This window comes from Roseiarcus fermentans (assembly GCF_003315135.1).
GTDB lineage: Bacteria > Pseudomonadota > Alphaproteobacteria > Rhizobiales > Beijerinckiaceae > Roseiarcus > Roseiarcus fermentans.
Map to the genome: position 1 here is coordinate 36,852 of NZ_QNRK01000008.1, position 25,172 is coordinate 62,023.

General features: G+C 69.0%; 24 protein-coding genes. 10 read left to right on the forward strand and 14 right to left on the reverse strand.

The features are described 5' to 3' along the window. Positions 1-10: 10 nt before the first annotated feature. From DFR50_RS08590 to DFR50_RS08610, 5 genes are all read right to left on the reverse strand, one after another. Entirely contained in the window at positions 11-1,573 is a 1,563-nt protein-coding gene (locus DFR50_RS08590) for a protein kinase family protein (RefSeq protein WP_147262703.1), read from the reverse strand. 95 nt (positions 1,574-1,668) lie between these two features. After that, complete coding sequence (locus DFR50_RS08595) at positions 1,669-2,574, reverse strand: pirin family protein (protein WP_113888794.1); 906 nt, start codon at positions 2,572-2,574, stop codon at positions 1,669-1,671. 218 nt (positions 2,575-2,792) lie between these two features. Next, entirely contained in the window at positions 2,793-3,689 is an 897-nt protein-coding gene (locus DFR50_RS08600; protein WP_113888795.1) for a carbohydrate kinase family protein, read from the reverse strand. Between the two features lie 559 nt (positions 3,690-4,248). Then, positions 4,249-4,887: a cadmium resistance transporter gene (locus DFR50_RS08605; protein ID WP_170153115.1), complete on the reverse strand. Its 639-nt coding sequence runs from the start codon at positions 4,885-4,887 to the stop codon at positions 4,249-4,251. A gap of 108 nt (positions 4,888-4,995) precedes the next feature. After that, entirely contained in the window at positions 4,996-5,916 is a 921-nt protein-coding gene (locus DFR50_RS08610; protein ID WP_113888933.1) for a pseudouridine-5'-phosphate glycosidase, read from the reverse strand. A 179-nt stretch (positions 5,917-6,095) separates the two neighbouring features. Between DFR50_RS08610 and DFR50_RS08615 the strand changes: the two genes are divergently transcribed. From DFR50_RS08615 to DFR50_RS08635, 5 genes are all read left to right on the forward strand, one after another. Next, the gene (locus DFR50_RS08615; RefSeq protein ID WP_113888797.1) at positions 6,096-6,794 is read left to right on the forward strand and encodes a hypothetical protein; all 699 of its coding nucleotides are present in this window, start codon (positions 6,096-6,098) and stop codon (positions 6,792-6,794) included. A 100-nt stretch (positions 6,795-6,894) separates the two neighbouring features. After that, positions 6,895-8,262, forward strand: coding sequence for a malonyl-CoA decarboxylase (locus DFR50_RS08620; protein ID WP_113888798.1), 1,368 nt, complete (start codon positions 6,895-6,897; stop codon positions 8,260-8,262). A 116-nt stretch (positions 8,263-8,378) separates the two neighbouring features. Next, entirely contained in the window at positions 8,379-8,669 is a 291-nt protein-coding gene (locus DFR50_RS08625; RefSeq protein WP_113888799.1) for an antibiotic biosynthesis monooxygenase, read from the forward strand. Positions 8,670-9,130: 461 nt separating this feature from the next. Then, positions 9,131-12,319, forward strand: a complete 3,189-nt coding sequence (locus DFR50_RS08630) for an efflux RND transporter permease subunit (RefSeq protein ID WP_113888800.1) — start codon at positions 9,131-9,133, stop codon at positions 12,317-12,319. A gap of 13 nt (positions 12,320-12,332) precedes the next feature. Then, positions 12,333-13,580: an efflux RND transporter periplasmic adaptor subunit gene (locus tag DFR50_RS08635; protein ID WP_113888801.1), complete on the forward strand. Its 1,248-nt coding sequence runs from the start codon at positions 12,333-12,335 to the stop codon at positions 13,578-13,580. 92 nt (positions 13,581-13,672) lie between these two features. Here the strand turns inward: DFR50_RS08635 and rfbD are convergent, their stop codons facing one another. After that, positions 13,673-14,548, reverse strand: coding sequence for a dTDP-4-dehydrorhamnose reductase (rfbD, locus tag DFR50_RS08640; protein ID WP_113888934.1), 876 nt, complete (start codon positions 14,546-14,548; stop codon positions 13,673-13,675). Between the two features lie 245 nt (positions 14,549-14,793). Beyond that, a complete protein-coding gene (locus tag DFR50_RS08645; protein ID WP_113888802.1) occupies positions 14,794-15,702 on the reverse strand; it encodes a metallophosphoesterase family protein in 909 nt (302 codons plus the stop codon). A gap of 114 nt (positions 15,703-15,816) precedes the next feature. Here DFR50_RS08645 and DFR50_RS08650 point away from each other — a divergent pair, with 114 nt between their 5' ends. The 3 genes from DFR50_RS08650 (at position 15,817) to DFR50_RS08660 (ending at position 18,834) form a co-directional block, all read left to right on the forward strand. Next, a complete protein-coding gene (locus DFR50_RS08650; RefSeq protein WP_113888803.1) occupies positions 15,817-16,284 on the forward strand; it encodes an NUDIX domain-containing protein in 468 nt (155 codons plus the stop codon). A gap of 182 nt (positions 16,285-16,466) precedes the next feature. After that, positions 16,467-17,933 carry a L,D-transpeptidase family protein gene (locus DFR50_RS08655; protein ID WP_245427472.1) on the forward strand — a complete coding sequence of 489 codons (1,467 nt, stop codon included), beginning with the start codon at positions 16,467-16,469 and terminating at the stop codon, positions 17,931-17,933. An 85-nt stretch (positions 17,934-18,018) separates the two neighbouring features. Next, on the forward strand, positions 18,019-18,834 hold the full coding sequence (locus tag DFR50_RS08660; protein ID WP_113888804.1) for an alpha/beta fold hydrolase: 816 nt from the start codon (positions 18,019-18,021) through the stop codon (positions 18,832-18,834). A 61-nt stretch (positions 18,835-18,895) separates the two neighbouring features. Here DFR50_RS08660 and DFR50_RS08665 read toward each other — a convergent pair whose 3' ends face one another. The 4 genes from DFR50_RS08665 to DFR50_RS08680 form a co-directional block, all read right to left on the reverse strand. Further along, entirely contained in the window at positions 18,896-19,453 is a 558-nt protein-coding gene (locus DFR50_RS08665) for a Uma2 family endonuclease (protein WP_113888805.1), read from the reverse strand. Positions 19,454-19,571: 118 nt separating this feature from the next. Beyond that, entirely contained in the window at positions 19,572-21,068 is a 1,497-nt protein-coding gene (locus DFR50_RS08670) for a CoA-acylating methylmalonate-semialdehyde dehydrogenase (RefSeq protein WP_113888806.1), read from the reverse strand. 117 nt (positions 21,069-21,185) lie between these two features. Next, positions 21,186-21,701 carry a GNAT family N-acetyltransferase gene (locus DFR50_RS08675; RefSeq protein ID WP_113888807.1) on the reverse strand — a complete coding sequence of 172 codons (516 nt, stop codon included), beginning with the start codon at positions 21,699-21,701 and terminating at the stop codon, positions 21,186-21,188. Further along, positions 21,702-21,980, reverse strand: coding sequence for a type II toxin-antitoxin system TacA family antitoxin (locus DFR50_RS08680; RefSeq protein WP_113888808.1), 279 nt, complete (start codon positions 21,978-21,980; stop codon positions 21,702-21,704). 47 nt (positions 21,981-22,027) lie between these two features. Between DFR50_RS08680 and DFR50_RS08685 the strand changes: the two genes are divergently transcribed. After that, the gene (locus DFR50_RS08685; RefSeq protein ID WP_113888809.1) at positions 22,028-22,909 is read left to right on the forward strand and encodes a LysR family transcriptional regulator; all 882 of its coding nucleotides are present in this window, start codon (positions 22,028-22,030) and stop codon (positions 22,907-22,909) included. Positions 22,910-23,009: 100 nt separating this feature from the next. Here DFR50_RS08685 and DFR50_RS31995 read toward each other — a convergent pair whose 3' ends face one another. Next, positions 23,010-23,264: a hypothetical protein gene (locus DFR50_RS31995; RefSeq protein WP_170153113.1), complete on the reverse strand. Its 255-nt coding sequence runs from the start codon at positions 23,262-23,264 to the stop codon at positions 23,010-23,012. Here DFR50_RS31995 and DFR50_RS33295 point away from each other — a divergent pair. Continuing rightward, positions 23,251-23,544, forward strand: coding sequence for a PIN domain-containing protein (locus DFR50_RS33295; RefSeq protein ID WP_281015948.1), 294 nt, complete (start codon positions 23,251-23,253; stop codon positions 23,542-23,544). The genes DFR50_RS31995 and DFR50_RS33295 overlap by 14 nt on opposite strands. A gap of 83 nt (positions 23,545-23,627) precedes the next feature. On the opposite strand, the gene DFR50_RS08695 is transcribed toward DFR50_RS33295, so the two are convergent. After that, positions 23,628-24,296, reverse strand: a complete 669-nt coding sequence (locus tag DFR50_RS08695; RefSeq protein WP_113888811.1) for a hypothetical protein — start codon at positions 24,294-24,296, stop codon at positions 23,628-23,630. 8 nt (positions 24,297-24,304) lie between these two features. Next, the gene (locus tag DFR50_RS08700; RefSeq protein WP_113888812.1) at positions 24,305-25,024 is read right to left on the reverse strand and encodes a YggS family pyridoxal phosphate-dependent enzyme; all 720 of its coding nucleotides are present in this window, start codon (positions 25,022-25,024) and stop codon (positions 24,305-24,307) included. Positions 25,025-25,172: the final 148 nt, after the last annotated feature.

The following is a 25,172-nucleotide window of genomic DNA, read 5'->3' on the forward strand; positions in this document are numbered from 1 at the left end:
CGCGGCGCCGTCACGCGCCGTAAGCGAAAAAGGCCGCGGCGCTGCGCTCGGCGATCTGGACCATCAGCGGGATGTCGGAGAGCGGCGCGTCGCCGAGGACGTCCCGGCCGACCAGCGCCAGCTCGCGCCACGGCTCGGGCCGCGTCGCCTCCTTGAGCGCCAGGGCGGTCAGGGCGCATTGGCTCGCCCAGAAGGCGCGCCGCTTCGGCAGATGATGCTCGAGCAGCGCCCGCGCGCCGGCGCCGATGTCGGCGGCCGGGCGCAGGACGGCCTCGACCGCCTCGCCGGCCTCGAACCAGTTGTCCGCCGCATCCATCTCCAACACCGATTCGTGCGCCTGCTCGATCGCCGCCGGGTCGTCGCGGTCCGGGAAGTCGGCGAGAAGCGACCCGATGATGTCGGCCGGCGTCGTCTCGTCCGGGACGAGAGCCCCGAGCCCGAGCGCCTCGACGGCGCGGACGAACTCGAACGGCGGCGGCGTGTCGCCGGCGCGATTGCGCCCCAGCGCCAGCCGGACCAGGCGAAGCCACGGTTCCAGAGGGGTGTCGGCCGACGGCGTGGCGCCGCGCGCGCCTTGTTGTACCGCCTCGACCTCCTTCCGGGTGAGCTTCTCCATGACATAGGAGTCGGCCACTCCCGACGGCTTGGCCATCACCGCGACGACGTCGAACCGCGCGCCGCGCTTGACCGTCGCAATCAGGCTCGATGCGCCCGAACCGTCGCAGGCCGATGCGCTCGCGCCGACGATCGAGGCGGAAACGGGCGCGCCGGCGGCAAGGTCCGCCGGGAAGGCGCGGTCCACCGCGTCGCGCCGGGCCGCCGTCAGCCAGGGACGGATCAGCGCGATCCTTCGCCGGGCGACGGCGTCGAGGCCGCCGCCCGCGGCGGCGGCGGCCAGTCCGCGAAGCGCCGCCAGCGCGGTCGTATCGTCCGGGTCGAGCAGGAAACCGACCGCGCTCCGGCGCGCCGCTTCGTCGGCGTCGGCGGCGAAGCCCTCGACGAGGCGAGCGCGATAATCGGCCGGAAAGATCGCCGACAGGCAGCGGATCTCCTCGTGCAGGGTGAAATCGTCGGCGACGAGATTGTTCAGGAGGTCGCGATAGGCTTCGTCTCCCGGCTCGCGCAACACGCCGTGCGCGACCATCCGGCCCATCGAGGCGCGCGCCGCGTCGCCGATGTCGACGTGGGCGCCCTCGAACGCCCGGCCGAGAATCATCAGGATTCCCGGATGGATGGCGTCCTGCGCGGCCGCCTCGTCGATCATGCCCCGGGCGCGGCTCAGCGCCGCGCGGGCGCGCGGATCGCCGCCGTTGGCGTCGACGCGCAACCGATCCAGCTCTTCGGCGAGTTCGGAAATCGCTTCGCCCTCGGGCATCTCCTCGACCGAAGTCGGGTCGGCGGACAGGAACGGCTCGATCATGTCCGCGACCGACCGGTCTTCAACCGGCAGGGACTCCATCAGCAAGCGCAGCGCGTCCATGTCGACGCCCGAAAACATCGTGTCGAGCGGACCCGCGCGCTTCTTCCGGCTCTTGGCGGCGGGCTTCCTAGGCTTGGCGGCGGGCTTCTTCATCGCGTCCTCGGCGTCTTCGAAACGCCCGATCATACCGCGCCGCAGCGAGGCCCGGCCACGCCGGACCTCGCCAATTCACAGCAAATTCGCCCGGCTCAGCGCCGGATGAACGATCCGTCGCGCAGGTCCATCATCGCCTGACGGATTTCCGCGTCGGTGTTCATCACGATCGGCCCGTGCCAGGCGATCGGCTCGCGCAACGGCCGGCCTGAGACGAGCAGGAAGCGCACGCCCTCTTCGCCCGCCTGGACGACGATCTCGTCGCCGGCGCCGAACACGACCAGCGAGCGGTTGCCGACCGAATCGCGCACCAGAACGTCGCGGCCGCCGACCTCGGTCTCGCGCAGCACCCCGAATGGTTCGGAGGCGTCAGCGAAGTCGGCCGACCCCTCGAACACATAGGCGAAGGCCTGACGATAGTCCTCGACCTTCAGGCGCTTCTTTTTCCCGGCCGGAACGGACACGTCGAGGTAGCGCGGCTCGGCGGCGACGCCGTCGACGGGGCCGGTCTTGCCCCAGAACTCGCCGCAGATCACCCGCACCGTCGTGCCGTCGTCGTCGGTGACCTCCGGGATCTCGGCCGAGCCGACGTCCTGGTAGCGCGGCGCGGTCATCTTGAGCTTTGCCGGCAGGTTCGCCCACAGCTGGAAGCCGTGCATGCGGCCCTTCGCGTCGCCCGACGGCATTTCCTGATGCAGGATGCCGCGGCCCGCGGTCATCCACTGGACGTCGCCCGCCCCGAGCCTGCCCTTGTTGCCGAGGCTGTCCTGATGCTCGACGTCGCCGGCGAGCACGTAGGTGATCGTTTCGATGCCGCGGTGCGGATGCCAGGGAAAGCCGGCGCGATAGTCGGCGGGCTGATCGCCGCGAAAATCGTCCATCATCAGGAACGGATCGAAGTCGGAGGTGTCGCCGAAGCCGAAGGCGCGGCGCAGCTTGACCCCCGCGCCCTCCATGGTGGGGCGGCTGAGGGCGACGCGCTTGACGGGACGGATGGACATGGAAAGCTCCGGATTCGAGAGGTGTAACGGCCGGCCTGCGAAATACTGATCGTGATCAATGCCGAAACAAGTTTGTCTTCGCAAGCTCGTTCCTGCTGGAAATAGGAACAGCCACACGAGTATTCAAGTCTATCACGCAAGGTGAAAGATCCCATCAGCTGCGGCGAAGATGGAAAGCGCCGCCCTGACGGGAAGCGCGGCCGGTCATCACGGAGAGGTCAGCGCCGCCCCTCCGGCCTCCCCCCGACCCGCGTCGCCGCCTTCGACCCCGCCGTGACGGCGCGGTTCAAGGCGACCTCCACCTCGACGCCGTCCAGGCGCGCGGCGAGGAAGGCGGCGGCGAAGGCGTCGCCGGCGCCGGTGGTGTCGACCGCCTCCACCGCGGGCGCCTCGACGCGCCAGCGCCGCGCGCCCTCGGCCGCGACGCAGCCCGCGGCGCCGCGCTTGATCACGACCAGCCGGTAGCGTGCGGCGAGGCGGGCGCACTGCGCCTCGGGATCGCGCGTCCCGGTCAGGACTTCGGCCTCGTCGGCGTTGGGCGTCAGCAGCGCCGCGCCGCGCGTCCAGTCGAGAAAGCTTTCCGCCCCGACCTCGCGCAAAAATTCCGACGAGGCGGGATCGACGCTGATCGGGGTCGCCCCGGCCCGCGCGATCACGTCGAGCGCGGCGGCGCGCGGGGATGCGGCGAAGAAGGCGTAGCCGGACAGATGCACGTGCGCCGCGCCCGCGATCAGCGCGTCAGAAATATCCGCCGGCGCGAGCGCTTCGTTCGCGCCGCGGTCGGTGAAGAAGCTGCGCTCGCCCGACGGGTCGATCAGCGCCACCAGCCGGCCGGTCGGGCGGTCGCGGTCGCCGGCGAGATGCGCCGTGACCCCCGCGGCCGCCAGCCGCGTCCGCTCGGTCTCGACATCGTCCGCGCCGACGCGGGCGACGAAATCGACCGCGACGCCGAAGGCCGCGAGCCAGGCGGCCTGATTGGCGGCCGAGCCGCCCGGCTCGAAACGGATTCTTGCGCGCCGGTCCGATCCCTTCGCGAGCGCGCCCTCGGGCCGGACGATGACGTCGGTCATCACGTCGCCGATGACGAGGATGCGATGGGCGGGTGAGGAAACCATGCGGGTCGTCAGCAAGAGGCCGCGATCGGGCGATGAGCGGCGGGGTCTGCGGACTCTTACGCGTTCGGGCGGCGACAGGACAGCGCCGGGACGGGCGGGACCTCGTACGGGAGGACGGCCGCCCGCGCGGGACGGTCGTCAGACGGAGCGACCGAAACGCCAGGCGCCATCGTCAGTCGGTTGGCGCAGGCGAAGGCGCAGGCAGGATGTCCTGCCTCCGCAAGATTTGACGCGCGCATCCGATCCGTGGAGACCACGCGGCGCCGACCAAGACCGACCTCGAGAACTTGGAGACGATCGCGAGGACTGGACTCGAGCGTTATTGACTGAACGCGTACGGCACGAGCGGCAGAAGCGACACGCCGACCATCAGCCAGAAGGCGATCCGTTCCTGGGGCGAGCTTTCCTGATACATTTTCATGGGGTCTCACTCCTCTCGCTGCTTGTTGCCCTCTTGCTACGGGGCGGCGGGAAAGTCGGATCACCGGTCGAACTCGCCGGGCGTCGAAAATTGTTCGCGCGTCCGGCGCCCCCCTTCCTCCGCGCTCCGGGGAGGCGATCACGGGACGAACAGGTCCGCGGGCTTGTCGAGGACGATCATCAGGCCGATGGCGATCAGCAGGAAGGGCAGCGCCCGGTCGGCGATCTTCTCGAGCTTCGCCCGGAGCAGCGGATTGGTCGCGATCACGGTCGCGAGCGAACTCATCGCGATCGCGACCGAAAGCGCCGCGACCGCGCACACGACCACGAAGGCGAGCCTCAGGTCGGCGAAGATCGGCGCGAGAACGATGACGCTGTCGCTCGAGTTGGCGAGCAGCGACAGCCCGAACCCGAGATAGAGGGCCCAGCCGACGCGCGCCGGCTCGTCGTCGGCCGGCCGCTCGGCTGCGCCGCGCCCTGCGAACACGAGCGCGCCGAGCTGCCAGAGGCCGATCCCGATCGGGATGAAGCCGAGATAGCGGAGCTGGTCGGCGATCAGCGCGTCGGCCGCGCGCGCCAGCGCCAGGCTGACGCAGACCACGGTCAGGCAGACGAGCGCGAAGGTCAGCTTGACGTAAACGGGCCGGTAGCCGGATTTCGCCGAATAGGCCGACACGACCACGAAGTTGTCGAGGTTGGTCGAGGCGTAGGACGCAGCGACCAGGCCGGCGACGCCGATCGCCTCGACGATCGGGCCGGGGCCGGGGAAAGTCTCCAAGCGAATGATCCTGATGCGAGCCCGGGTCCGCCGCGGCGGTCCGCCATTCGACCCCAATTCGATCAAGGAAATGCGACGGGCCGCCGAGCGCTCCGTCCGAGCGCTCCGTCAAGGCGCCTTTGCGAGCTCGACCGCGAGCTGCGCCGCGAGAATCGCGTTGTTCTTGATCAGCGCGACGTTCGCCTCCAGGCTGCGGCCGCCGGTGAGCTCGACCACGCGTCTGAGCAGGAACGGCGTCGCTTCCTTCTTGCTGACGCCCTGCTCTTTCGCCTCCGCCACCGCTTCGGCGATCCGCTCCTCGATCATCGCCTCTTCGAGGGCGTGCGCCTCGGGCACCGGATTGGCGATCAGGAGGCCGCCCGGGCCGATCTCGCGCTGCAGGCGAATCATGCGGGCGAGGTCGACGAGGCCGTCGCAGCGATGCTCGATCCGGAAACCCGACGACCGGGCGTAGAAAGCGGGAAACTCGTCGCAGCGGTAGCCGACGATCGCCACGCCCTGGGTCTCCAGGAATTCCAGCGTCTTCTCGATGTCGAGGATGGATTTGGCGCCGGCGCTGACGACGGCGACGCGGGTGCGCGACAGTTCCACGAGGTCGGCCGAGATGTCGAAGGTCTCTACGGCGCCGCGGTGGACGCCGCCGATGCCGCCGGTGGCGAAAATCTCGATGCCGGCGAGCTGGGCGACGAACATGGTCGCGGCGACCGTCGTGCCGGCCGAGCCGCGGCGGGCGGCGACCGGCGAGAGATCGCGGCGCGACGCCTTGACCACGCCGCCGCTGAGCTGGCCGAGGCCGTCGATCTCCTTGGCCGAAAGCCCGACCCGGAACCGCCCGTTGATCACCGCGATCGTGGCGGGCGTCGCGCCGAAGGCGCGCACCACGTCCTCCACCGCCTGGGCGGTCTCGACGTTGCGCGGATAGGGCATGCCGTGGGTGACGATGGTCGATTCGAGCGCGACCAGCGGGCTGCCCTTGGCGCGCGCTTCCGCCACCTCGGGGGAATAATCGATCAGATCGGCGACGCCCATGACCACGCACTCCATTCCGTCGCGATTATCGGGAATCCGGGCCGCCGGATCAACGGGCCTGTGGGCATTCGTCGAGGTCGGCTTGGAGTCGCCGGAACGAATGGGATAGCGTCGGTCCGGGCGTCGGCGTCCGCTCGATGCGGCGGGCGGCGGCGCGAGGAGTTGCGGAAATCGACGCGATGGACGAGAAGCCGGAGTCTGGCGGGCGGCCCGATCTCGCCTCCGCGCTCCGGCGCGCGCGGATCGAGAACGCCGAGCGCGCCGACGCGGTTGCGGATTTGAGAGAGATCGAACTCGGCCGCCTGGCGCTGCTCGAGAGCGCCTTGCAGAAGGTGGTGCGCCAGGCGCCGCCCGGAGTGGACCTGTTCGACCTGACGCTTTCCCGGGGCGACCGGCCGCGCGTATTCCTCGACATGGTCGCCTTCATCGAGATGGCGCGCGACCGCCGCACCTACCGCTTCTTCCAGGACACGCTGTACGGGCGGGTGGCGATCGCCGAGAGCCCGAAGATCGAGACCATCGTCGCGGCCTGCACCAACTATGTCGCGCGCCGGCTGGTCGAGCGCGAGCGGGCGCTGGCGGCCGACGCGCCCGCGCTCGACGGCGACGACGCGGGCGCGGCCCCGGAGGACGACGGCGAGGCGGCGTTGCACGCGCCGCTGCGCGGGCTCGCCGGCAGGGCGGCCGAGCGCGCTTCGGCCGCGGACGAGGCGCCGCGGCGCGGGCTGGCGCAAAGGCTGCTCGCAGCGTTGGGGTTCTTTCTCATGGCGCTCGGCGCGTTCACGCTGCTCGGCTGCGTCCTGCTCGCGGTCTGGCTCGGCTGGACCCATCAGTTCGCGCCGCTGTGGAGCCGTCTGTCCGGCGCAGCGCCGCTCTGAGGGCGCAGAAAGCGGACTTGATTCGTCCGCCCCCGCCGCCGACAATCCGGGCTGTCCCCCTTTTGCGGTGGGACGCTTCGGTTGCTGGGGCAGGACAAACATGGACACCGCCTTCTTCTCGGACCTCCTCGCCTCGATCGCCGAGCGCGGACGCTCGGTGCTGAAGCTGAGTCCCTGGCCGCGCGACGCGGAGAACCGCGCCGCCTCGCTCGCCGATATGTGCCGCGCGCTGCTCAGCGGGCGCGGCGAAGCCTCGGGCGTGGCGCTCGCGGGCGAGATCCTCGGGCGCTACCGGACGCTGGGCGACGACGACAAGGCTGCGTTCTTCCGCGCGCTCGCCGAAGACTTCGGCCCCGATCGCGACCGGGTCGAGAATGCGTTCGCCCGCTGGAGCGCGACCGGGGGCGAGGCCGCCGCGGCCGACGTCCACTACGCCTCCGAGCCCCGCCGCCAGGAACTGTTCCGCCGGCTGAACCGCGCGCCCGGCGCGACGGCGGCGCTGGTGGCGATGCGCGCCGACCTGATCGAGGCCATGCGCGCCGACCGCGGCCTTTCCGTCCTCGACCGCGATTTCCTCCACCTGTTCGGCTCCTGGTTCAACCGCGGCTTTCTCGTGCTGCGCCGCATCGACTGGTCCTCGCCGGCGGCGATCCTCGAGAAGATCATCCGCTACGAGGCGGTGCACGCAATCGGCGGCTGGGACGACCTGAGGCGGCGGATCGATTCGGTCGACCGGCGCTGCTACGCCTTCTTTCATCCGGCGCTGGTCGACGAGCCGCTGATCTTCGTCGAGGTCGCGCTGACGCTGACGCCGCCGGCGGCGATCGCGCCCCTGCTCGCCGAGCGGCGCGCCCATGTCGCGCCCGACAAGGCGCGCGCCGCCACCTTCTATTCCATCTCCAACTGCCAGCAGGGCCTGTCGGGGGTGTCTTTCGGCAATTTCCTGATCAAGCAGGTGGTCGAGGAGATCCGGCGCGAACTGCCGCGGATCGAGACGTTCGTGACCCTCTCGCCCGTCCCTGGCCTGCGCGCCTGGGTGGACGCTTGCGACGACCCGGCGGCCGAGGCGCTCGCGGCCGCGGTGCGCGACGCCGCGCTCGACGAGGACTGGCCGACGAAGCCGGACGAGGAGGCGGCCATGCGCAAGGCGCTGGAGCCGCTCGCCGCCTACTACTTCCTCAGGGCGCGCCGCAACGACGGCCGCGTCGTCGATCCGGTGGCGCGCTTCCATCTCGGCAACGGCGCAAGGCTCGAGCGGATCAATCCGATGGGAGACTTGTCGGACAAGGGTCTCGCCGAATCCTTCGGCGTCATGGTCAACTATCAGTACGATCTCGGCGAGATCGAGCGCAATCACGAGGCTTTCGCCAACCAGGGCGTGGTGGCGGCGTCGAGCGCGGTGAAGAAGGCGGCGGCGGGCGTCAAGGCGCGCGCGACCGCCGCCGCGCTGCCTGCGCCAGGAGACTGAGCCGAACGCCGCCCGAGCGGCCAATGGCAACGCGTTTTGCGGTGGCGTCGCCCGCGGCGGCGCCATAGCCTTTCGAAACAAGCGCCCCGAGCGGCGCGCGACGTGCGGAGGGACCGATGTACGCTGCAATCCGTCAGGTGAAGGCGAAGCCCGGCATGGCGGACACGCTCGCCGACGTCATCAAGGGCGCGGTGCCGATCGTCAGCGGCGTGTCCGGCTTCATGGGCTACTACGTCGTCTATTCGCCCGACGACACGGTGACCGCGATCAGCCTGTTCAACAAGGTCGAGGAGGCGCAGGAATCGAATCGCCGCGCGCTCGCCTGGATCGACAAGCACCTCGCGCCCTACGTCATCGGACCGGCGACGGCGACGGCGGGGCCGGTGATCGTGCATTCGCTGCCGTGAGCGGCCGTCGGAGCGTGTGATCCCTCGTCGCGGCGCGAAGGCGGGGTGAACTCGACCCGGGGCGACCGTTCCGGGTCGGGCCGAATCCGACGCCGAAAGAAACGGCGGGCGCAGCGGCGAGCCGTGCCCCAGGAGCAGGCGTTCGCGGCGCCGCAGAAGAATTCATAGAACAACGGCGCGCAAGCCAGCGGGTTCGAAGTCTGCCGATTGTTTCGGGACTGCCGCCCACAGTGCGTGTTATAGCGAAAGATATTGTTTAATCCGGGATGACGGCAAGCCCTAAAGCCGCGGGGAAATAGGGGAAGATCACTTCTTTGTGAGCACGAGGTAATTCATTATGGCAATGCCACAATAGGCGCTTACATAACGACCATCTTTGGCATCTGATGCCATGCAACGGCGTTTGGCCGTTGGCTTGCGCGACGAAGAGCGCGCAGCGCTTCAATGACAGGACTGGGTCCATGATAGCCGTCGTTCGGTTGGCGCTCGCACGTCCCTACACCTTCGTCGTGATGGCGATCCTGGTGGTGATCTTCGGCGCGCTTTCGATATTCAGGACTCCTACCGACATCTTTCCCAATATCGGGATCCCGGTCATTTCGGTCGTCTGGGGCTACACCGGCTTGTCTCCGGACGACATGACCGGCCGCATCGTCTCGCCTTATGAGCGCGTGCTGTCGACGACGGTCAACGACATCCAGCATATCGAGTCCCAGTCGTTTCCCGGCATGGGCGTCGTCAAAATCTTCTTTCAGCCGAACGTCGACATCAACGCCGCTCAGGCGCAGGTCACCTCGATTTCGCAAACCATTCTGAAGCAGCTTCCAACGGGCTCAACGCCGCCGATCATCCTCGTCTATAACGCCTCGAGCGTTCCGATCATCCAACTCGCCCTGTCCAGCGACTCGCTCTCGCAAACGCAACTGTTCGACCTCGCCCAGAACTTCATCCGGCCACAGCTCACCACGGTTGCGGGCGCGCAACTTCCATACCCCTATGGCGGCTCGACTCGCCAAGTGCAGATCGACCTCGATCAGAGCGCGCTGCGCGCCCACAATCTTTCGGCCACCGAAGTCGGCGCCGCGCTCGCCTTGCAGAACCAGATCAATCCGGTCGGCACGGAGAAGATCGGCCCGTACGAATTCACCATCGACCTCAACGATTCGCCCAAGGCGGTCGCGGATTTCAACAATCTGCCGATCAAGGTGGTGAACGGCGCGGTCGTGTTCATGCGCGACGTCGCGTATGTCCACGACGGTTCGCCGCCGCAGACCAACGTCGTGCAACTCGACGGGCGCAAGGGCGTCCTGATGTCCGTCCTCAAGATCGGTTCGGCGTCCACGCTCGACATCATCCAGGGCATCAAGGCCCGCCTGCCGGGCATCGAAGCGACCCTTCCTCCCGGGGTCAAACTGACCTTCGTCGGGGACCAGTCCGAGTTCGTCAAATCCTCCGTCAACGCGGTCGTCCGGGAAGGATTGATCGCCGCCGCGCTGACCGGCTTCATGATCCTCGTCTTTCTCGGCAGCTGGCGCTCGACCCTGATCATCACGGTCTCGATCCCGCTTGCGGTGCTGAGTTCCTTGACTGCGCTCTCGCTGCTCGGACAGACCATCAACGTCATGACGCTCGGCGGCCTTGCGCTCGCGGTCGGCATTCTCGTCGACGACGCGACCGTGACGATCGAGAACATCAACCGCCACACCGAGGAGCACGGCGAGGATATTCTGACCGCCATCACCAAGGGCGCTCAGGAAATCATGCCGCCGGCGACGGTCTCCCTGTTTTGCATCTGCATCGCCTTCGTGCCGCTGCTCGCGCTCGGCGGAGTCGCGGGCTATCTGTTCCGTCCGCTCGCGATGGCGGTCGTCTTCGCGATGATCGCCTCCTACATCCTCACCTACACCCTCGTGCCGACCATGGCGCATTTTCTGCTCGCCAATCAGCATCATCATGCGGCGATCGAAGGCTCGGGCGAGGCGCGTCCCGTCGGGTTTTTCGGTCGCCTTCAGCGAGGCTTCGAAGCCCATTTCGAACGGTTTCGGCAGGGCTATCTGGGGCTCCTGCAGCTCGCGCTCCGGCGCCGGTTCGTCTTCGCCGGCGGCTTCGTCGGCGTCGCCCTGCTGTCGCTCGGCCTCGTCCCGTTCCTCGGGCAGGACTTTTTCCCCTCGGTCGACGCGGGCGCCATCAAGATCCACCTGAGGGCCCCGACCGGAACGCGAATCGAGCAAACCAATGTGCTGGTCGACCAGGTCGGCCAGAAGATCCGCGCCATCATTCCCCCGGATCGCCTGGCGAGCGTGGTCGACAACATCGGCCTGCCGGTCAGCGGGATCAACCTTTCCTACAGCAACACGGGAACGGTCGGCGTGTTCGACGCCGACATTCTCGTGACCCTGCGCGAAGGAGCGACCCCGACCGACGCATACGTCAAGACCTTGCGCGAGCAACTCCCGCGGGCGTTCCCGGGAACGACATTCTCGTTCCTGCCTGCGGACATGGTGAGCCAGATCCTCAACTTCGGCTCGCCCGCGCCGATCGACGTCCAGATCGCCGGCGCCGATCTCAAGGCGAGCCGGGCGTTCGCGACCCAGCTCCTGGCGAAGATCCGCCATGTGCCCGGGATCGCCGATCCGCGCATCCAGGAAGCTTTTCAGGACCCGGCCCTGAGGGTCGACTTCAATCGCGAACTGGCGGGCGTGGTCGGGCTCACCGAGAACGACGCCTCGACGAGCCTCCAGACCAGCCTGTCCGGCACGACACAGACGGCCTCGACCTATTGGCTGAACCCCACGAACGGCGTGTCCTACGCGATTTCCGTCCAGACCCCGCAATACGCCATCGATACGCTCGGCGACCTCCAGAACCTGCCCCTGGAGGCCGCGAACTCGCAGCAGCTTCTGGGCGGTCTGGCGACCCTGTCGCCCGAGCCGCTCAACGCCATCGTTTCTCAGTACGACATCCGCAACGTCGTGAATATCTACGCGACCACTCAGGACCGGGATCTCGGCGGTGTCGCGGCGGACGTCCAGAAGATCGTCGACGACTCCATGGGCGGTCTTCCCAAGGGGGCGACGGTCACAATCCGCGGGCAAGTCGCGACCATGGCCAGCGCCTATCAGCAGCTGATGATCGGCCTGGCCTTCTCGATCGTGCTGATCTACCTGCTGATCGTCGTCAACTTCCAGTCCTGGCTCGACCCGTTCGTGATCATCACGGCGCTCCCGGCCGCCTTGGCGGGCATCGTGTGGATGCTGTTCCTGACGAACACCACCCTGTCGGTCCCCGCCCTGACCGGGGCGATCATGTGCATGGGCGTGGCGACGGCCAACAGCATCCTTGTCGTCAGCTTCGCGCGCGAGCAGCTCGCGGAAGGAAAAAGCGCAGTCGACGCCGCGCTCGAGGCCGGCGCCACGCGCTTCCGCCCCGTCTTGATGACGGCGCTCGCCATGATCATCGGCATGCTGCCGATGGCGATCGAGCCCGGGCAGAACTCGCCTCTGGGCCGGGCTGTCATCGGCGGTCTTCTGTTTGCGACGTTTGCGACGCTCCTGTTCGCGCCAACCGTGTTCGCGATCGTTCACCGAAACCCCGCCAAGGCCAGAGCCGATGCGGCCGAGCCGCTCGCCGGCATTCCCTCTCACGCCTGATCCGGAGCCCCCCATGTCCTCTGACTCCCCACCCGCGCCGCCGAAAAAGAAGCGCCGCGTCTTGATTTTCGTCAGCGCGCTCGCGCTCTGCGCGGTCGGTCTCGCGGCCTCCGGCATCATGAATCGCGCCAGGAGCAAGCAGGAGGTCACCGCCTGGACCAACGCCCAGATCGTTCCGACGGTGCGCGTCGTGAGCCCTGAGCGCGGATCAGGCGAGCAGGACCTGATCCTGCCGGGCAACGTCGCCGCATTCGTCACCGGCTCGCTCTTCGCGCGCGCCAGCGGCTACGTCACGGCGTGGAACAAGGACATCGGCGCGCATGTGTCGAAGGGCGAGATTCTGGCGACGATCTCGGCGCCCGATCTCGATCAGCAGCTCGAAGAGGCGAAAGGGCAACTCGTCCAGTTGCAAGCCGCCGTCGAGCAGGCGCAAGCCAACGCCGACCTCGGCAGGGTGACCGACCAGCGCACCGCGCAACTTGTGACCGAGGGCTGGTCGAGCAAACAGCAGGGCGACACCGACCACCTGAACGCGGCGGCGCGCGCCGCGGCGGTGTCGGTCGCCAAGGCCAATGTGGTGGCGCAGCAGGCCGCCGTCGGCCGCCTCGTGGAATTGACCGGCTTCGAACAGATCAAGGCGCCCTTCGACGGCGTCGTGACGGCGCGCAACGTCGATATCGGCGATCTCGTCACCGCCGGCGGAACCACGGGCCGCGCGCTGTTTCAGGTGGCCGACATCCACCGCATGCGCATCTACGTGAATGTTCCGCAAGCCTTCCTCGGTAATCTCGCGCCGGGCGTCAAGGCCACGCTGCGCTTGCCCGGCCAGAAGCAGACCTTCGAGGCCGAGCTCGTGTCCACCTCGAATTCGCTGGCGGAAAGCTCGCGCACCGCGTTGATCGAGCTGCAGGCGGACAACCCGGACGGAAAGCTGTGGCCCGGCGCCTTCGCCGAGGTTCACTTCCACATTCCCGCCGATCCGGACCGGCTCTCCATCCCGCTGACCACGCTTGTTTTCGGCGCGGAAGGCATGAGAGTCGCGGCGCTCGACGACGACGACAAGGTTGTCCTCAAGCCGGTCGTCGTCGGCCGCAATCTCGGCAATCGGTTGCAGATCGAGTCGGGCCTTTCGCCGTCCGACCGTTTGGTCGACGGCGCGCTCGAATCGATCCAGACCGGCGACAAGGTGAAGATCGCCGATCCGGACCCGAACGCGGTCGCGCGCGTCAAGGCGGCGCCGACCAAATCGCCCAGCCTGTGAAGGAATGAAGCTGCTGCACGTTCAGCCGACCGGCGCTGCGGAATCGCTTCGGCGCCTCGGGGATCGCGTCGGAGCGTTCTCGCCGCCCGAGGTCACGCCAGCAGCCGCGCGCAGCACGCCGCCAGCGACGGCCGCCAGTCGGGCAGGGCGAGGCCGTATGCGCGCCTGAGCTTGCCGCAGTCGAGGCGCGAATTGGCCGGGCGGCGCGCCGCCGTCGGGTAGTCGGCGGTGGTGATCCGACGGACACGCGTCGCGCGCCGCCCGCGCTTCGCCGCCTCCGAAAAAATCGCCTCGGCGAGGTCGGCCCAGCTCGCCTTGCCCGCGTTCGTCATGTGGAAGACGCCGCGCAGAGTGGGCGACGCGTCCTCGCGCGCCCGCGCGGCCACGGCGAGCAGCCCCGCCGCGAGGTCGAGGGCCGAGGTCGGGTTGCCGCGCTGGTCGGCGACCACCGGGACCTCGTCGCGGGTCTCGTTCAGCGCGAGCATGGCGCGGACGAAATTCGTCCCGTACGGGCTGAACAGCCACGCGGTGCGCAAGATGACGCTGTTTTCGCACCGTTCGGCGACCAGCCGTTCGCCGAGCAGCTTCGAGCGCCCGTAGGCGCTGTCCGGTCCGGGCGGATCGTCCTCGCGGTAGGGGCGATCGAGCGCGCCGTCGAACACGTAATCGGTCGACAGATGCAAGAGCGGCGCGCCGATCGTGGCGGCGGCTTCGGCGACGTTGCCGGCCCCTTCGCCGTTGATGGCGACGGCGAGGCTCTCCTCGGCCTCCGCCTGATCGACTGCAGTGTAGGCGGCGGCGTTGATCACCACGTCGGGTTTGGCGGCCCTGAGGCCGGAGAGAACGGCCTTGCGATCTTCGAGCAGGAAGACGCGGCGGCCGAGCAGGACGATCTCGAACGCCCGCCCCGCCTGCTCGATCAGCGAGGTGGCGACCTGGCCCATGGACCCGGTGACGGCGATCCGCATCATGTCGACAAGTCCTGCCTTCGTCCGCGGCGGCGGCGGCTTCGCCGCAGCGCGCGCGGTTTCACGCTCCCGCCGGACGATTAGCCCCGCGCCGCGCCGCCGTCTCCGAAAATCGTCGCCGGGGCAAATTCCCGGGCGCCCGTGTAGGGCGGGGTCGCTGACCCTGCCGGCGCGCTCAACGAGCGCGCCCTACAGGGCCGCGCCCGCGAATCTGCCCCGGCTACCGAAAATCGTTCCCCTGTTCGTCATCGCTCCGGCGCCGGCAGCGGCTCGCGCTCGCCGATGTGGTCGCCGTCGAGAGCGAGGCCGCGCACCCGGGCGCCGACGCGCCAGCCGTCGCCGTCGCGCTCGAGCCGCACCAGGTGGTAGGCGGCGCGGTAGCGCGGATCGCGCGCCGCCGCCGCCGCCGAAGGCGCGCCGAGCACCGGCACGCGGCCTCCGGCGATCTTCGTCCGGGTCGAGGGCAGGGAGCGCACCATCTGCTTGTGGGTATGGCCGTGCAGGACGGCCTCGGCGCCGTGCGCCGCGATCGCCCGCTCGAAGTCGGCGGCGTCGGTGAGGCCGCGCAACGGCGGCGCGCCCCTCCACAGCGGCGGGTGATGGATGAGCACGACCCGCGCCAGATTGCGCGCGCCCGTCTCGTCGAGCAGTTTGGCGAAGGCGTCGAGTTGCGCGCGCCCGAGCCGGCCGGAGGCCATCAGCGGTCCGGTCGGCACGCCCGAGGTGAGGCCGATGATCGCGATCTCGCCGCGCACGCGCAGGTAGGGAAAGCGCGAGACGCCGTCGTCGCCGGTCGTCCAGCGCGCAAAGGTCGACGCGAGCAGCGGCATCGCCGAGCGCACGTAGGCGTCGTGGTTGCCGGGCACGAAGCTGACGTCCCTCGGGTCGCCGAGCGTCGCCATCCACTCGGCGGCGCGCCGGAATTCCGCCGGCATGGCGATGTTGACGAGGTCGCCGGTCACCGCGACGTGGTCCGGGCGCTGGGCGCCGAGGTCGGCGACGATGCGGCCGAGCAGCGCCATGTCGTTGAGGCGCTCGCGCCCGCGCTTCCAGTTGACGAAGCCCATGAAACGCTTGAGGCGGAAATGCGCGCCGAGCGGCGGCGGCGCGGGCGAGAGATGCGGATCGGTGATGTGCGCGATCGTGAAGCTCATGGCGCGCCGGGGTTTTCCTTCGAGGCGGGAACGCCGCCGTTGACGGCGCCCATTAAGGGCGGTTCAACACGATGACAACCCCGGCGCCGCCGGAAGAAAGGCTCGTTGGTCCGCATGGAGACGCTCGCCGCGCGGCTGAGGTCGCGCTTCTTCCACCTGAGTTTCCTGCTGCGCCGGCCGATGACGCTCGGCGTGCGCGGCGTCGTCGTCGACGGCGACGAATCGGTGCTGCTGGTGCGGCACGGCTACGTCCCCGGCTGGCACTTTCCCGGCGGCGGCGTCGAGGTCGGCGAGACCTTCCTGCACGCGCTCGAACGCGAACTCGAGGAGGAGGCCTGCGTGCGGGCGGCGGGATTGCCGGTCCTGCACGGGCTCTACTTCAACGGCCACGTGTCGCGACGCGACCACGTCGCGGTCTACGTGATCCGCGATTTCGCGGTTCTCGGGCGCCGCGCGCCCGACCGGGAGATCGAGGAGGCGCGCTTCTTTCCGCGCAGCCGCCTGCCGGACGGGACCAGCGCGGGCACCCGCGCCCGGCTCGCCGAAATCTTCGACGGCGCGCCGGTGTCGGCGCTCTGGTGAGCGATTGCGGGGATCCCGCCCAAGCCGCGCCGCATTTCGACCTCAAAGACAAGGTCCGGCGCGATTCCGGCGCGGTCGCGAGAGGGTTTAACGAGCGGGTAAGCGATGCGAGCGCTTCAATCCGCCGCGTGGACATTTTCGCAATGCGCCACTAGCGTTGCGCGCCAAAAACGGGGTGATGCATGACTCTGCCGTTCCGGCGTCTGGCCGCGCTCGGCCTCGCGGCCGCCGCGGGAGCGATCGTCGCAGGGTGCGACGACTCCTATCTCGACGCCGGGCCCGGCCGCGCCGAACACCCGATCACCAGCGCCACGCTCCAGGAGATGGAGAAGATCGACACGACGCCGTCGTCGCCGGTGCTGATCCGCGCCTACAAGAAGGAGGCGGAGCTCGAGATCTGGAAGATGAAGTCGGACGGGCAGTACGCGCTGCTGAAGACCTATCCGATCTGCCGCTGGTCCGGCCAGCTCGGCCCGAAGAGGACCGAGGGCGACATGCAGGTGCCCGAGGGCTTCTACGCCATCGCGCCGGGCCAGATGAACCCGAACTCCCACTATTACCTCGCCTTCAACGTCGGCTATCCGAACGCCTACGACCGCGCCCTCGGCCGCACCGGCGGCTCCGTGATGGTCCACGGCGTGTGCTCGTCGGCCGGCTGCTTTTCGATGACCGACAAGCAGGTCGACGACATCTACGCCATCGCCCGCGACGCGCTGCGCGGCGGGCAGCGCGAGATCCAGCTCCAGTCCTATCCGTTCCACATGACGCCGGAGAACATGGCGAAATACCGGCTCGATCCGAACATCGAGTTCTGGAAGGAGCTGAAGAACGGCTCGGACCATTTCGAGGTCACCAAGACCGAGCCGTCGGTGCTGATCTGCGGCAAGCACTACATCTTCGGCGCCACGGCCAGGGGCGAGGTCGCGGCCGGCGCGCCCTGTCCGGCGCTGCAGAAGGACGAGTCGGTCGAGGCGCTCGTCGCCGAGAAGGAGGCGAAAGACGCCGCCAAGGTCGCCGAACTCGCCGCCAGGGGCGTGAAGCCGATCCGCACAATCTACGCCGACGGCGGACAGAATCCGGTGTTCGCCGGCTACAAGGACACGAGCGACCCCGATGCGCTCGCCGGCGGGCCGCAGGAGATCGCGCTGGACGACCCGGGCAGGGCAGCGCCTGTCCGCGCCGCGCCGGCGGCGGCCAAGCCCGCGCCCGAGGCGGTTCAGGTGGCCACGGGCGACGCCAGTCGCGCGGCGGCGTCCGCGGCGGAAGCGGCGAAGGCCCCCGCCGAGCTCGCGTCCGCCGCCGAAACCGAGCCGGTCGCGCCGCCGCAGACGATCGCGGTCGCGGCGCCGGTCGCGAGCGGCGTCGCCGGCATGTGGGGCGCGAGCGCCGGCAGCGTGAAGAAGTGGCTGCACGTGGGCGGCGAGGACGCGCCGGCGAAGCCCGAGGCGACCGCCTACGTGCCCGACCAGCCGATTCCCTCCGACGTGCCCCTGCCTCCGCGCAGGACCGCGCCCGCGGGCAAGGCGCAGACGGTCGCGGCGAAGGCGCCGAAACCGCCGGCGAAGCCGGCGGCCGAGGATTCGGACGCGCCGGATGCGACGGGCTCGATCGCGGCCGAGCCGAACGTCCCCGCACCGCCACAGCGATAGGGGCGCGTTCGCCGCCGGCGCGCTTTCGCAAGCCGCCGTTCTGGCCTAGCCTGCCGCCACGCGCTATGCGGCGGGAGGGGTCTTTATGAACACAACCACAATCGACGCGCCGAACGGCGCCGTCGCGGTGCATCAGTCGGCCGGGCAGGGACCGGCGATCGTGCTCGTCCACGGCAATTCGTCGTCGTCGCGCGCCTTCGCAAGGCAGCTCGACGGGCCGCTCGGCGCGCGCTTCCGGCTCGTCGCCATCGACCTGCCCGGTCACGGCGCCTCGGCTGACGCCAAGGACGCGAGCCTCTATTCCCTTCGCGGTCACGCCGCCGCCGTGCGCGCCGTCGTCGACGCGCTCGGCCTCGCAGACGCGCATTTCGTCGGCTGGAGCCTCGGCGGACATGTCGCGCTGGAGATGGCGCCCGATCTGCCGCTCGCAAAAGGCTTCGTCATCTACGGCACGCCGCCGCTGGCGTTTCCGCCCGCCATGGACGAGGCCTTCCTGCCGAACCCGGCGATGGGCGCCGGCTTCGCCGCGACCATCGACCGCGACCAGGCGGCGGCCTATGTCGCCGCGTTCTTCGCGCCCGGCTTTTCCGACGTTCCGGGGAGCTTCCTCGAGGACGCACTGCGCACCGACGGGCGCGCCCGCTCCGGGCTCGCGGCGAGCATCGCCCCGGACGGCTACCGTGACGAGGTCGTCGTGGTTCGCGAGCTGAAAGCGCCGCTCGCCATCCTGCACGGCGAACGGGAGCAACTGGTGAGCGGCGCCTATCTCGCCGCGCTCGACGCGCCGACGCTGTGGCGCGGCGCGGTCCAGATCGTTCCAGGAGCGGGCCATGCGCCGCATTGGGAGAGGCCGGACGCCTTCGATGCGCTGGTGACGGCGTTCGTCGCGGAGACGGCGTGAGGACGGCGGGAGGGGCGGCGTCTCGCCGCCCCTCCCGCCCGGGCGCGGACGCGGCGTCGGTCTACGCGGACGGCGGCGGAAACATCGCCTCGACCGCGACCTCGAAGCCGGGCGGGTCGAGCTTCGCGACGCCGTCCGTCAGTTCCCGCGTCTCGATCGCGTCGCCGGTCCCGCGCTTGTGGTGGATGACCACGCGGCGCTCGGGGTCGAGGATCAGGTAGTGTTCCACGCTCGGCAGCGAGAAGTAGCCGCTGAGCTTCGGGCCATGGTCGATCGAGGCCGTAGACGGCGAGAGGACTTCGACGACGATGACGGGATCGTCGATCGCCAGCGCGTCAATCGGCGGCGTCCGGCCGCAAGACACCGACGCGTCGGGCTGAAAGGTCGATTTCGCGCTGGTGCGAACGGCCACCCCGTCCGGGTAGGCTCGACAAGGAAGTTTCGCTCGTCGAATGGCCGTACGCAGGGCCGCGTAGACCTCGCCCTTCGTTGCGCCGTGCAGGACCCGTTCTGGCGACATCATCACCGGAACGCCGTCAAAGAGCTCCCAGCGGCCGTCCATGCCCTCCGCCCAAAGCAGAAATTCGTCGGCGTTGAGGTGCTTGAGCGCCGTCGCCATTGGCCTCTCCCGATCGGATAGCCGAAGACCAGCCGCATTATACGCATCCTGCGTCGCGCAGCAAAAAGGCGGCGTGAATGGCTCCACGCCGCCCTGTCCAGCGTTTGGCGCTCCTGCCTCACCCCATCGTCGGGATCGAGAACTGCGCGCCGTCCTTGATGCCGGACGGCCAGCGCGCCGTCACCGTCTTGGTGCGGGTGTAGAAGCGGATCGAATCCGGCCCGTGCTGGTTCAGGTCGCCGAAGCCCGAGCGCTTCCAGCCGCCGAAGGTGTAGTAGGCGACCGGCACCGGGATCGGCACGTTGACGCCGACCATGCCGACCTTGACCTTGCTGGCGAAATCGCGCGCCGCGTCGCCGTCGCGGGTGAAGATGGCGACGCCGTTGCCGTATTCGTGGTCGTTGCACAAGGACAGCGCCTCCGAATAGTCGTGCGCCCGCACCACCGACAGCACCGGCCCGAAGATTTCCTCCTTGTAGATGCGCATGTCTCTGGTGACGTGGTCGAACAGGCAGCCGCCCATGTAGAAGCCGTTCTCGTAGCCCTGCATGCGGAAGCCACGGCCGTCGACGACGAGCTTCGCGCCCTCGTTGACGCCGAGATCGACGTAGCCCTTGATCTTCTCGAGCGCAGCCGCCGTGACGACCGGGCCGAAATCGGCGCTGGCGTCGGTCGACGGTCCGATCTTCAGCGCTTCGACGCGCGGGATCAGGCGCCGGACGAGCTCGTCGGCCGTCTTCTGGCCGACCGGCACGGCGACCGAAATCGCCATGCAGCGCTCGCCGGCCGAGCCGTAGCCGGCCCCGATCAGCGCGTCGACCGTCTGGTCCATGTCTGCGTCGGGCATCACCACCATGTGGTTCTTGGCGCCGCCGAAGCACTGCACCCGTTTGCCGGAGGCGGTTCCGCGCGAATAGATGTAGTGGGCGATCGGGGTCGAGCCGACGAAGCCGATCGCCTGGATGTCGGGATCGTCGAGAATGGCGTCGACCGCCTCCTTGTCGCCGTTGACCACGTTGAGGATGCCGGGCGGGCCGCCGGCCTCGATGAACAATTCGCCGAGCTTCATCGGCACGCCGGGGTCGCGCTCCGAGGGCTTCAAAATGAAGGCGTTGCCGCAGGCGATCGCGGGGGCGAGCTTCCACAGCGGGATCATCGCCGGGAAGTTGAACGGGGTGATGCCGGCGACGACGCCGAGCGGCTGGCGCAGCGAATAGATGTCGATGCCGGGGCCGGCCCCATCGGTGTATTCGCCTTTCATCAGGTGGGGAACGCCGAGCGCGAACTCCACCACCTCTACGCCGCGCTGGATGTCGCCCTTGGCGTCGGCGATCGTCTTGCCGTGCTCGCGGGCGAGAATCTCTGCGAGCGCCTCGTTGTCGCGCGCGATCAGGTCGAGGAACTTCATCAGCACGCGGGCGCGGCGCTGCGGGTTGGTGGCGCCCCAGGCGGGCTGCGCCGCGGCGGCGTTCTCGACCGCGGCGCGGACTTCGGCCTTGGAAGCCAGCGCGACCCGCCCGCGCACCGTGCCGTCCATCGGCTGAAACACCTCGGCCGTGCGGCCCGACTTGCCGGCGACGTGCTGGCCGCCGATGAAATGCCCATATTCGATCATGTTCCACTCCCTGTGCGATTGCGCGGTTGCCGGTCTTATGCCGTAGGATTCTGCGCACAACAATCGCAGAGATCGCGCATCGGATGTGCAAGAATGGGCTAAGGCGATGGCGGGCGATCAGGCGCGTGCCTGCAATCGACGCCGGATATCGGCCATACGCGCGATCATCGCTCCCCGGGGATCGAAAGGCAGATCGAAGAAGCCCCAGCGCGCATAGAATCCTCGAATAGTCTCGTTGAGCGGATGGGCGATGACCGCAGTGCTGCCGACGTGCTCGGACGCCTTCAGAGCTGTCGTCAAGGCGAACAGGAGGAGCGAGATTGCATGCCCCTGACTTTGCCAATCCCGGTCGACCGCGAGTTGTCCAAGGAGCGTCACGGGGATCGGGTCAGGCTGGTTGCGCTGGTGAGCCCTCGGCAGGAAGGCGCGTTCGATTTGGGCCGAACTGAGGGTCACGTAGCCGACGATCCGGCCGGAGACGTCGTCTTCGATCACAGTGACGCGCGACGCTCCCGTGGCTTGATTGTTCCACGCATGACGCCTGAACCATTCGTTCAAGGCATGGTGACCGCAGTCGAATCGGTTACGGTCGTCGCCCCTGGCCAGGGGACGCGGCGCCGAAACCGGCGACATCTACCGTTCCCATGTCGGTTTTCTTTGGAACAGATCCACGAGACCGGGGACATCTTCGGCGGGCCGATTCAACCAGGCCTCGAACGCCTCCCACGATTCGGCGGGAATCGTGATGGTCGACCGGTTGAGGACCTCCATCTCGGCCGCCTCGATCGCGGCGCGGCGGACGAAATCGCTGATGGTCGTGTGCGAATCGGCGGCTGCGGCGTCCAAAAGCTCGCGTTCGCCGGAACTGACTCGGACGCTGAGGACGGAGGCGGATGCGCGCGCTTTCACCATGCGTATGACAATAGCATACGGAACGCTTGGTTCCCAAGGATCGCCCGATGGACTGGGACAACGTACGCGTCTTTCTCGCCGTCGCCCGCGCCGGGCAGTTCGTCGCCGCGGCGAAGCGCCTCAGGCTCGATCACGCCACCGTCAGCCGGCGGATCGCGGCGCTGGAGGCGGCGTTGGGGGCGAAGCTGCTCGACAGACGAACAACGGGCGCCGCGCTCACCGCCGCGGGCGAGCGCTTTCTGAGCGCCGCCGAGGAAATGGAGAGCGCCTTTCTGCACGCGCAGGGAGAGATTTCCGGGGTCGATCTCGAACTCGTCGGCGACGTCCGGATCGGCGCGCCCGACGGCTTTTCCACCTACTACCTCACCGGCGCGCTCAGGGACTTTTGCGACCGCCATCCGGGCGTGCGGCTGCAATTGTTGCCGCTGCCGCAACTGACCCCGCTGGCGCGGCGCGAAGTCGACGTGGTCGTCGGCCTCGACAAGCCGGAGGAGGGGCGGTTCGTCGCCCGCAAGCTGACGGACTACACGCTCGGCGTCTACGCCAGCGCCGCCTATCTCGCGCGCAACGGCCGGCCCGAAACGGTCGAAGCGTTGCGGCGCCATCGGCTGATCGGCTACGTCGCCGAGCACGCCTTCTCGACCGCGCTCGACTACGTGCGCGAACTGTTCGACGCCGCGCCGACGAGTTTCGAATGCGCGAGCACGGTGACGCAGCTCGAGGCGCTGCGCGCCGGCGTTGGCTTGTGCGTGGTGCACGACTTCATCGCCCGCCGCTTCGACGACCTCGTGCGAGTGCTGCCCGAGCGGCGGGCGATGCGCGCCTACTGGCTCGTGACCCACGAGGACACCCGCGGCCTCGGCCGCATCCGCGCCCTCGCCGAACACCTGGCCGAGGCGGTGGCGCGGGACAGGGGGCTGTTCCTGTGAGCGGCGGCCCGCGTGCGCGATTCCGGGTCGACGGGGTCGCGAAGCGCCGGCGTTGACGGCGCCCGCCCCCTCGGGCATCATGATGGCATACTCTCAAGCATCACGATGCCTCATGCGGACGACAATCACGCTCGAACCCGATGTCGAGACCCTGTTGCGCGAGGAGATGCGCCGACACGGCGGGTCGTTCAAGGATGTGCTGAACAACGCGTTGCGCGTCGGACTGCGCAGTCGCAACCGGCGCGACGAGGCCTTTGAGCCGCTCGTCTTCGACATGGGCGAGCCCCGGGTCGATCTCACCAAGGCCGCCTCCCTCGCCGCTGAACTGGAGGACGACGAGCGTGTCGGCCGGCATCGGCGCAGCCCCCGGACGCCAATACGCTTCTCTATTCCGCCAATCGTTCGAGCGAACGACACGCCGAGGCTCTCGAGGCCATGCGGCGAGGTTTCGAAGATACGCGCGGCGTCGGAAAGTTCTCGGACGCTTGCTGAAGGCCGCCGGCGCCGCCGGCAATCTGACCACCGATGCGCATCTCGCCGCCCTGGCGCTCGAACAGAACGCGACCCTCGTCAGCTTCGATCGCGATTTCGCGCGCTTTGAAGGTTTGCGCTGGACCCTCCCCAAGCCGGGTTGATGTCAGCGCGCCCTGCGCGAAGCGCAGGACCGCAGACTGCGGTTTGTCAGCGATCTCGACCGCCGGCGGCTCCGCGGCGCCCGTCACGCCTTGCTGGCGTTGCGGTCCAGAAGAAATTGCTTGAAGTCGCCCATGGTGGCGAACTTGTAGGCGCCCTCGTCGGTCTCCGCCTCGATCGTGCCGTCGGAGAAGATCATGTAGTTGGCGCCGCCCGAGGAATAGCGGCCGATCAAAGTCGGCGGCGGTTCGGGCGTCTCGATCGCCCGTTCGATCTCGTCCAGCGTCGGCAGATGGCCGGCGCGGTTCTCGTTCACCGGCTCGTCGTCGGGCGCCGGGCCTTCGACCGCTTGCGTTTCGGCGCCCGCTTCCGCCGCCCCTTCGTCGGGAGCGGCGCGCCGGTCGGGCGCGATCTCGTCTTCGTGCGCGGCCGCCGTGACCGCTCCGGCTTCCGGGTCCGGTTCCTGCGCCGCGGCCAGGCTGGCTTCGCCGGCCTGACGCGCCGCCGGCCCGGCGAGCCCGGCTGCGCTCGCGCTCGCGTTCGCGGCCTGCTCGCGCACGGCCTGCGTCAGCCGGCCGAGTTGCACCGCCACGACGCCGAGGGCGAGGACGACGACTGCGCCGACGGCGGCGACCGCTCCCGAGAAGACATAGAGGAGCCCCGGGCCGGTCGGAAGAAGATCCAGGCCCATGTAGGCGCTGGCCGCGCCGGCGGCCAGCAGGACGAGAGCGAGCAGGAAAACCAGGACGCCCATGAAACCCTTCAGCTCTTGCTATGCGCCCGCGCGCCGAAAATCGCGCTGCCGACCCGGACGGCGGTCGCGCCGAGTTGCACCGCGAGCGGCCAATCCGCGCTCATCCCCATTGATAATTCCTTAAGGCCGTTGCGCTTGGCGATCACGCCGAGCAGCGCGAAATGCGGCGAGGCCTGCTCGCCGGCCGGCGGGATCGCCATCAGGCCGTCGATCGTCAGCCCGTACGCGTCGCGGCAGAGCGCGAGGAAGGCGTCCGCGTCCTGCGGCAGGACGCCCGCCTTCTGCGGCTCGGCGCCGGTGTTGACCTCGACGTAGAGCCGGGGATGCTTGCCGGTTCGCTGGATCTCGTGGGCGAGGGCGGCGGCGATCTTCTCCCGGTCCACCGTCTCGATCACGTCGAAATGCTCGACCGCCTCGCGCGCTTTGTTGCTCTGCAGCGGCCCGATCAGGTGCAATTCGATCGTCTTGCCGAGCGCGGCGGCGCGGGCGCGCAGGTCGCGCCATTTCGGGATCGCCTCCTGCACCCGGTTCTCGCCGAACACCGTCTGTCCGCCGACCGCGATCGTCGGCCAGACCTCGTCGGCGGAATAGGTTTTCGACACCGCGACCAGCTTGATCGCGTCGGGCGCGCGGTCGCAGTCGCTGGCGCGTTGCGCGATCGCCGCGCGCAAAGCCTCGAGGTTGGCGACCGCGTCGAGCGGATCGTCGGCGTCGGCGAGGTCGGTCAAGCGTCGTCTCCTGTCTCACGCGCCCGCGCCCTTGCCAGAAGTTCGGCGGTCGCACAACTTGACGCGGAAAATCCGTTCCCCTATAGACCCGCGACCCAATAAGCCAGGGGCCGGACAGGCTGGCGGGACGCTTCCGAGCGAGGCGGCC

Bases quoted from the DNA above. Each gene is read 5' to 3' on its own strand.
- DFR50_RS08590 (WP_147262703.1), bottom strand. From the start codon at position 1,573: ATGAAGAAGCCCGCCGCCAAGCCTAGGAAGCCCGCCGCCAAGAGCCGG.
- DFR50_RS08595 (WP_113888794.1), bottom strand. From the start codon at position 2,574: ATGTCCATCCGTCCCGTCAAGCGCGTCGCCCTCAGCCGCCCCACCATG.
- DFR50_RS08600 (WP_113888795.1), bottom strand. From the start codon at position 3,689: ATGGTTTCCTCACCCGCCCATCGCATCCTCGTCATCGGCGACGTGATG.
- DFR50_RS08610 (WP_113888933.1), bottom strand. From the start codon at position 5,916: ATGGGCGTCGCCGATCTGATCGATTATTCCCCCGAGGTGGCGGAAGCG.
- DFR50_RS08615 (WP_113888797.1), top strand. From the start codon at position 6,096: ATGGACGAGAAGCCGGAGTCTGGCGGGCGGCCCGATCTCGCCTCCGCG.
- DFR50_RS08620 (WP_113888798.1), top strand. From the start codon at position 6,895: ATGGACACCGCCTTCTTCTCGGACCTCCTCGCCTCGATCGCCGAGCGC.
- DFR50_RS08625 (WP_113888799.1), top strand. From the start codon at position 8,379: ATGTACGCTGCAATCCGTCAGGTGAAGGCGAAGCCCGGCATGGCGGAC.
- DFR50_RS08630 (WP_113888800.1), top strand. From the start codon at position 9,131: ATGATAGCCGTCGTTCGGTTGGCGCTCGCACGTCCCTACACCTTCGTC.
- DFR50_RS08635 (WP_113888801.1), top strand. From the start codon at position 12,333: ATGTCCTCTGACTCCCCACCCGCGCCGCCGAAAAAGAAGCGCCGCGTC.
- rfbD (WP_113888934.1), bottom strand. From the start codon at position 14,548: ATGCGGATCGCCGTCACCGGGTCCATGGGCCAGGTCGCCACCTCGCTG.
- DFR50_RS08645 (WP_113888802.1), bottom strand. From the start codon at position 15,702: ATGAGCTTCACGATCGCGCACATCACCGATCCGCATCTCTCGCCCGCG.
- DFR50_RS08650 (WP_113888803.1), top strand. From the start codon at position 15,817: ATGGAGACGCTCGCCGCGCGGCTGAGGTCGCGCTTCTTCCACCTGAGT.
- DFR50_RS08655 (WP_245427472.1), top strand. From the start codon at position 16,467: ATGACTCTGCCGTTCCGGCGTCTGGCCGCGCTCGGCCTCGCGGCCGCC.
- DFR50_RS08660 (WP_113888804.1), top strand. From the start codon at position 18,019: ATGAACACAACCACAATCGACGCGCCGAACGGCGCCGTCGCGGTGCAT.
- DFR50_RS08665 (WP_113888805.1), bottom strand. From the start codon at position 19,453: ATGGCGACGGCGCTCAAGCACCTCAACGCCGACGAATTTCTGCTTTGG.
- DFR50_RS08670 (WP_113888806.1), bottom strand. From the start codon at position 21,068: ATGATCGAATATGGGCATTTCATCGGCGGCCAGCACGTCGCCGGCAAG.
- DFR50_RS08675 (WP_113888807.1), bottom strand. From the start codon at position 21,701: ATGTCGCCGGTTTCGGCGCCGCGTCCCCTGGCCAGGGGCGACGACCGT.
- DFR50_RS08680 (WP_113888808.1), bottom strand. From the start codon at position 21,980: ATGGTGAAAGCGCGCGCATCCGCCTCCGTCCTCAGCGTCCGAGTCAGT.
- DFR50_RS08685 (WP_113888809.1), top strand. From the start codon at position 22,028: ATGGACTGGGACAACGTACGCGTCTTTCTCGCCGTCGCCCGCGCCGGG.
- DFR50_RS31995 (WP_170153113.1), bottom strand. From the start codon at position 23,264: ATGCCGGCCGACACGCTCGTCGTCCTCCAGTTCAGCGGCGAGGGAGGC.
- DFR50_RS08695 (WP_113888811.1), bottom strand. From the start codon at position 24,296: ATGGGCGTCCTGGTTTTCCTGCTCGCTCTCGTCCTGCTGGCCGCCGGC.